Genomic DNA, 7,114 nt, shown 5'->3' with positions numbered 1-7,114 from the left:
GCACGGCACAGAAAAAATGGAATATTGGATTAGAGAGACGAAAAAACGCGGTTTGAAAACTTGCTCTCATATTATTTATGGATTGCCAAAAGAAACGAAAGAAATGATGCTGCATAGTTTAGAATCCGTGATTGCTTGGGGGAGTGATGGAATCAAGATTCACCCGCTCTATATTATTGAAAAGACGATTTTAGCGAATCTATACGAAAAGGGAGAGTATAAACCGATTTCTTTAAATGATTATATTGATTTGATTGTAGAATCGCTTAAAAGGATTCCTCAAGAGATTGTGATTCATCGTGTGAGTGCAGGAGTGCGCAATGATACTCTTCTTGCACCCAAATGGTGCTTTGATAAAAACATTCAAATGCGTGCAATTCGTGATGCGCTAAGAGCTGCTGGAATAGAATATTAATTTAAGTTTGTAAATAGTTGGGGAGATTAGTGAGATTTCTCGCGATGGAGAGATTCTGCTAGGCATTGGTTAATTTTCAAAGGTTGCAGTGCTGAAAAACTCCAAAATTGCTTCACGCATTGAGGCAGGATTCGTGATAGTATTCACAAGTGAGCGAAATTCGCTTGCTCCCTTTAATCCTTTGGAGTAGGCGTGTAAGTTTTTGCGAAACATAATCGCACCATAATCCCCCCTAAAAGCAATGGTGCGGTCAAAATGTTCTAAGGTTACGCGTTGGCGTAATTCTACGCTCTCATCTTGCAATCCCTCTTTGATTTGGGCAAAAATCCAAGGCTTCTCAACTGCTGCGCGTCCAATCATTACGCCATCTGCCCCTGTGCGCTTTAAAACTTCCAGACTTTTTTGCATACTATTAATCTCACCATTAGCGATTAAGGGGACACGCACGATTTGTTTCATTAGGGCAATGGAATCGTAATCTATACGTTCTTTTTTGTATCCATCGGTTTTTGTGCGACCATGCACTACTGCATAATCAATGGGGGTATCGTTCAGAGCATTTGCGATTTCTCGCGGGATTTTTGTATCAAACCCTAAGCGCACTTTTACGCTTAAATAAGGAATTTCACTCACATTTCTTATAAGTTTAAGAATCTCTACAAGCTTGTTTAAGTCTTTTAATAAAGAGCTTCCACTACCGTGACTAGAGACTTTTGGGGCAGGGCAACCACAATTTAAGTCTAAGATTTGAATGTCATTTTTCAAAGGGTTAAGAGATTCTATTGCTTTGGTGATAATACCTTTTTCATTTCCTGCAATCTGCAAAGCAAAGGGGACTTCAAGCGGAGATTTTTCTACCATTTTGAGCGTTTTTTTGTTTTTAAAAGCAAGCGCATGGACGCTAATCATCTCGCTTACCGTAATGTCTGCGCCAAATTTTTTTGCAACTTCGCGGAAAGGCAAATCACTATAACCTGCTAAAGGAGCTAACATAATGGTATTGGGGTGGATAATGGATTCCAAAATAAACCTTTGAAAAAAAATATAGAATCTTAACGAAAAACTAACAATAATTGATTAAAATTTCGTCCAAATAAATTTTAGATAGGAGAGTCTTATGAAATTAAAAAATTGTTTGAAAACAGCTTTATTTATTGGCGTGCTTAGTGTGCCAGCGTTTGCAGATATGGATATACAAGGGCAAATCGTTGAGATTAATGAAGCAAATAAGCAAATTACACTTTCGGGAATGAATGGGAATGTGGTGGTGCAAGTTTTTCCCTACACAAAGCTTAAAGGAGATGACTGCGGAGTATTTGGAAATGATACTTATCATAATTTCACAGCTTTAAAACCCGGAATGTTTGTTGAGATTGAGGGCTATCCTCAAGGACAAGGTGGAATCTTTGGGGCAAAAGAAATAGAGTGGAAATGCGGTAAGAAAGCATATTAAGGAATCTTTTGTGAAAATCTTTAAACTCGGTTTAGCATTCCTTTGCTTAGGAGTGCTAGCGTTTGGAAAAAGTTTCAAGCTAGAGGGCGTGATTAAAAGCATAGACAATGCGAGCAAAACAATCACGGTAGATTCTTATGGGGATTCCATAGTAGTGCAAGTTTTGCCCAATACAGAGATAGAATTAGACCATTGTGGAATCTTTGGAATAGGGAAATATGGGACTTTCAAAAACTTAACAGAGGGTTCATTTGTGGAAGTTAAATTGTATTTTCAAAACCCAAATAACAGCGATAACCCCAAGCCTATTGCACGCGAAATTGAGATTGAATGCCATAGAAAACCCGCGTATTAGGACTAAATTGTTTGCAGTGATGATTTAAGCCTTGACGATAATGACTAAGCCAAATTGTGCAAAAGTTTCATAACATTTTAAATCAATTGTTTGGTGATTGGTAAAATAGCTATAAATTTTGCAACCATAAGACGCAATGGCTTGTAATTGAGGATTGAGAGAATCAAGGTTAATGGGTTCTAGCAAGATGAGATTCTCTATTCTTTCGTGAGATTTGAGTTTCTTAAAAGCATAAGTGATAGCTTGCGTGCAATTCTCCTTAACCCCAATCACACAAAAAGCATTTAAAAGATGTGGTGGAATCTCTAGGGATTCCAAGTCTGCAAAACCAAAAATTTTCATTGAAGACTTCGCTTTATTCAAGTTGTTTGTGGATTAATTGTCCGATTTCGTTGTATTCTAATTTCTCGTTTGCAAGTAAAGAGGCTTTAATCTCTTCTAAGATTACGCGATAATTTTTAAAGAATGCCAAGCGTTCGTTTTTGCACTCTTCCAAAATCTTTAGCACATCTTCTTCTCTTCCTAGCAGGTATTCCCCCATACCATAGGATTCTACCATTTGGTGTGCTAGGGCTTTTGCCGCGCTCAAATCTTCTTTGGCGTGGGAATAACGTTCTTGATAGAGCAACTCAAGTGCCGCGATTCCGGATAGGTGGATTTTAATTTTACTCTCCATTTCATTTTTACTTAAAAATTCTTTGTCAATGGATTTTAAGCCATCACTCATCAAAGTTGCCTTTTCAAAAGGAATCTCCAAGGAATATGCACTAAAAGCCTTTGCCGCTTGATAATAGGCTAGGATTTCTTTTTCTTTATCGCTAAAGCTTAACTTTTTGCGCACTCCCAACATTACCTTATCGCGTACATTTAAAATGTCCTCTTTGGTAATCGTGTCAGAGCCGCGTTTGATTGCGCATAAGGCGGCTTCATTGATGAGTGAGGCTAAAGCCGCCCCGCTGAATCCTACGCAGAGTTTTGAAATCTCTTCAAAGTCAAAATCACAAGTTTTATTACGTGTATGCACCTTTAAAATCTTGATACGTTCTTGCAAATCGGGTAACTCCACAAAAATGCGTCTGTCAAATCTTCCACTTCTTAACAAGGCATCATCTAGGGATTCTACATTGTTGGTTGCCCCAATGACAATTACACCCGAACTATCTTCAAAGCCGTCCATTTCTGTTAAAAGCTGATTGAGTGTTGCTTCGCGTTCATCGTTGCGCATACCGCCACGTGCTTTTCCGACTGCGTCAATTTCATCAATAAAGATAATAGAGGGTGCATTGAGCTTTGCTTTAGTAAATAAATCATGGACACGTTTCGCACCCATACCGACATAAATTTGCACAAAACTTGCGCCACTTTGATAAAAAAACGGCACTTTTGCTTCTCCTGCAAGTGCTTTAGCGATGAGTGTTTTACCCACACCGGGCACACCAATGAGTAACACTCCTTTGGGGAGTTTTACCCCAAAATCTTGGTATTTTTTAGGATATTTTAAATAGTCAATGATTTCTTCTAGCTCATTTTTGGCTTCGTGAATCCCTGCGACATCTGCAAAGGTGAGGTTAGAAGTAATGGGCTGAATGTAATGCAAGGCAAAGGCTTCGCTTGCAAAGGACTTTGCAACATTTTCACGCAATTCTTTAGAATCTTTTTGTTTTTGGGCATTTTGATTTTGAGGATTTGACTTTTTGAAGCTTGCAAAAAAGAATAGAAGCACGAGAGAGACAACCAAAATGATGAAAATTTCTGTCAAGTTTTGTAATAGATTGAAATTATTTTTGATTTCTAGGGGGACTTTTTTCCCAAATTCTTGTAAATCAATGCTACTTTTGGCGACTTTGTATTCTTTACCCTCCAAAGTAAAATAAAGATAATCCCCCTGAATCGTTGCGACTTGTGGCAATGCATTCTGCGTGATTGTTTGTAGATGGGTCGCGCTGATTAATGTGGGATTGCTTTTGAAAAAGAAAACAAAAAATAAAGCTAATGCCAATAGAATCGCAAAGATTCCAAAATATAAACTTTTAAATTTCTGCATAGTTTTTATCCATTTTGGGAATGAAGTGCGCAATGGGAATCCAACAATCTTTGGAGATAGAAGTTTGTGTTTGGATTTGCATAGGGTTGTAGTATTCATCAAAGCCTTGTGCAATCTTGTTAGATTCTTTGGTTGTAATGTTTTCAATTAAGACACAAAGTGTTTTGTTTTGGGCTTTGAGCTTTTCTCTGAAAATAAGATTGTTTTGCGCAACCCTCGCTTCAATTTGCTGCTTTCTTTGTTTGGCAAGATTTCCTGCGATTCTACCTTTGAGAGTGGCAGAGAGCGTATGGTTGCGAGGGCTATAAATAAAGCTATGCAAGTGCGTCAGAGGCAAAAGAGAAAAATTCGCGAAAGCTTCCTGCCATATCTCTTCACTCTCTCCCGGGTGTCCTACAATGAAATCACTTCCCAGCGCGAAACCTCTATTGGCTAAGAGGGTAAAAAGCTCTAAATCTGTCTTGAAAGTATTGTAGCGATTCATAATTTTTAACATTTTGGGTGCTGTGTGCTGCAAGGCAATGTGCAAATGTCGTTCAACTTTTGGATTTTCTAGCACATTTAAAAAATGTTCATTGATTTGTGAGGGTTCTAAGCTCCCGATTCTAAGTCGTTTCAAAGCAGGAATAGCACAAAGAGATTCTATGAGAGTTGCGAGGTCTTTGCCAAATTCTTTGCCCCAGCTGCCTATATTTGTGCCTGTTAGAATAAACTCACTAAAGCCCTTTTGGGTGAGTTTTTGCACTTGGGTTAGGATTTTTTCTTGAGGGAAGCTACGCGCTTTACCGCGCACACTTGGGATAATACAATAAGAGCAAGCAAAATCGCAACCCTCTTGAATTTTGATAAACGCGCGACTTTTGCCGATAAAATCACTCAAGATTTGGGAATCTAAGCCTTTCAAATCATCTTCCAAATAAAACGATTCTTGTTTTTTTAAAATAGCATTAATATTTTCTTTATGGGAATGCCCAAAAACTCCAAATACCAAGCCTTTATCTAAGAGATTCTGCCCTTGTGTTTGCGCACCACAACCTGTAAAATAGATTCTTTTGCCCTCGTTTTGTAGGCGGTGAATGTAGTTTCTCACCCCACTATCCGCACCATTTGTAACGGTGCAAGAATTGACAATTACAAGATCACTTTCTTCTTCATAAGGTGTTTGGGTAAAGTCTTTTAACGCATTAATCATCACTTGTGTATCAAAGAGATTCGTGCGGCAACCAAAGGTTTTGAAATAGACTTTTTGTTTTTGCATACGCAATTCTCTAAAAAAAGCTTTGTGGAGGAACTTCTCCATCACCTTTGATTGGAATGCTCTTAAATGCTTTATTTTCATTTTCTTGTAAAGGTGTTTTTTGTCTGCCTTCATAGATTGTTGTGCTAGGATAAGCGATGTGAATATCGGGTTGTTGCAAGATTTCATCAATGATTTCTGCGCTGATACTACTGCGCAAGGCTAAAGTAGCGTAAGCATTGGTAAGATACCATACAGAAATACGAATCCCATTAGGTTCTAAGAGGTTAAAAACTCTTGGTTCTACATTGGTATTACGCAAACTAAAGCGGTCGCGCATTTTAATAAATTGTTTGCGTGTGCTCTCTGCATAGCCTTTAGCATATTTTTTAGCACATTCTCGCGCAATGTGGCAAGCCTTTTCGTGATTGGAATCAAAAGTAATCGTGAAATCAATGCCGTCCCAAACCGTTTTCATTCCCCCGTGTGTATAGTTAGAAAACATCATCGTAAAGACGAAATTATTAGGAATAAAAATAATGCGTCCCGCTCTGCGATTCTCTTTGTAAGTTGTTAGGGTAATGTCTTCATAAAGTGTAATTCTAAGAACGGAAATATCCAAGACATCGCCAATATATACTGCACCTTCTTTAATAACTTTGATTCTATCTCCTGCATGCACACAACCACCTACGACAATGACAATCCAACCCAAAACAGACATAAAAAGGTCTTTCATTGCAATGGCTAAACCTGCTGAAGCGAATCCAAGCACGGTGACAAGATAACTCACATTATCCAAATAAGCAAAGAGTAAGATTAATACAATCAGGGTAATATTAAGAAAATTAATGATTTTGTTTGTGGTGTAAATACGCTCGTTATCGTGAATATATTTGCGCACTCCAAGCTTGAGAAAAAATGCGATTCCAATCAGAACTAGAATCGTGATTCCAATATAAACGCTTTTGATGAGCTGCTCTTTAATTTGTGCCTTTAAACGCGTTTTGGTGTCTCCCATTTCTTTCGTAAAAATCTCTAAAGTGGTATTAAAAACTTCTTGAGTAGTCTCAAGCACGGTGAGCGCGTTATCGTTTGCTTGATAAGCTTTCGCCATCGCTTCTCTATCGCGAAAGAGACAATCATCGGTGTAACAGGCATTCTCAAGATTCAACAATTCTCTTAATGCTTCATCTTTTTGTCTAAGATATTTTAGATTTTCTTGTAACTTTTGATAATTGTTTTTCAAAATAGTTAGTTCTGTATCAATTTTTTTGATATAAGAATACGCACGCGCAATGAGTAAAAGATTTGTAACTTGGGGTGCTTCTTCAAATTTTTTGACTTCTGTTAGCTCACGGAAAGGTGAATCTTTGTAAATGTTTAAAACTTCTTTTTGTTGTTCCAATGCGGTTAAATTGCGCTCTAAAACATTTAATTGATTTTGGATTTCAATCGTTTTAGGTAATTTTTCTAAAAGGTTAATTTCATTTTGCGTTTGCATTACATTAAAAGTTGCTTGTTGATAAGATTCGTAATTGGAGTATTTTTTCATCCATAGATTATTAGGATTGTTTAAAAAATTATCCGCCTCAATGATTTGAGATTCT

The 7,114-nt window shown here is 37.6% G+C and carries 7 protein-coding genes and 1 pseudogene; 3 read left to right on the top strand and 5 right to left on the bottom strand.

Features of this window, described 5'->3' with window-relative positions; all coding sequences use genetic code 11:
* A pseudogene (locus HDT10_RS07955) lies at positions 1–415 on the top strand (TIGR01212 family radical SAM protein); the annotation flags it as partial.
* 69 nt (positions 416–484) lie between these two features.
* On the opposite strand, the gene HDT10_RS07950 reads toward HDT10_RS07955, so the two are convergent.
* Positions 485–1,408, bottom strand: coding sequence for a tRNA-dihydrouridine synthase (locus HDT10_RS07950; RefSeq protein ID WP_290882036.1), 924 nt, complete (start codon positions 1,406–1,408; stop codon positions 485–487).
* Positions 1,409–1,532: 124 nt separating this feature from the next.
* Between HDT10_RS07950 and HDT10_RS07945 the strand changes: the two genes are divergently transcribed.
* Together HDT10_RS07945 and HDT10_RS07940 are read left to right on the top strand one after the other, a co-directional pair.
* On the top strand, positions 1,533–1,868 hold the full coding sequence (locus HDT10_RS07945) for a DUF5666 domain-containing protein (protein WP_290882034.1): 336 nt from the start codon (positions 1,533–1,535) through the stop codon (positions 1,866–1,868).
* 10 nt (positions 1,869–1,878) lie between these two features.
* On the top strand, positions 1,879–2,223 hold the full coding sequence (locus tag HDT10_RS07940; protein WP_290882032.1) for a DUF5666 domain-containing protein: 345 nt from the start codon (positions 1,879–1,881) through the stop codon (positions 2,221–2,223).
* A 24-nt stretch (positions 2,224–2,247) separates the two neighbouring features.
* Here HDT10_RS07940 and HDT10_RS07935 read toward each other — a convergent pair whose 3' ends face one another.
* From HDT10_RS07935 to HDT10_RS07920, 4 genes are all read right to left on the bottom strand, one after another.
* Positions 2,248–2,565, bottom strand: a complete 318-nt coding sequence (locus HDT10_RS07935) for a hypothetical protein (RefSeq protein WP_290882031.1) — start codon at positions 2,563–2,565, stop codon at positions 2,248–2,250.
* A 13-nt stretch (positions 2,566–2,578) separates the two neighbouring features.
* Positions 2,579–4,267: an ATP-dependent metallopeptidase FtsH/Yme1/Tma family protein gene (locus HDT10_RS07930; protein ID WP_290882028.1), complete on the bottom strand. Its 1,689-nt coding sequence runs from the start codon at positions 4,265–4,267 to the stop codon at positions 2,579–2,581.
* The gene (gene mtaB, locus HDT10_RS07925) at positions 4,254–5,525 is read right to left on the bottom strand and encodes a tRNA (N(6)-L-threonylcarbamoyladenosine(37)-C(2))-methylthiotransferase MtaB (RefSeq protein WP_290882025.1); all 1,272 of its coding nucleotides are present in this window, start codon (positions 5,523–5,525) and stop codon (positions 4,254–4,256) included. Before mtaB ends, HDT10_RS07930 begins: the two co-directional genes overlap by 14 nt.
* 10 nt (positions 5,526–5,535) lie before the next feature.
* The coding region (locus HDT10_RS07920) for a mechanosensitive ion channel domain-containing protein (RefSeq protein WP_290882022.1) at positions 5,536–7,114 on the bottom strand (1,579 nt) is incomplete at its 5' end.

The sequence above is a fragment of the Helicobacter sp. genome, from assembly GCF_014799995.1.
GTDB lineage: Bacteria > Campylobacterota > Campylobacteria > Campylobacterales > Helicobacteraceae > Helicobacter_D.
The sequence above is the reverse complement of the archived record's forward strand: the minus strand, read 5'-3'. Positions and strand labels throughout refer to the sequence as shown.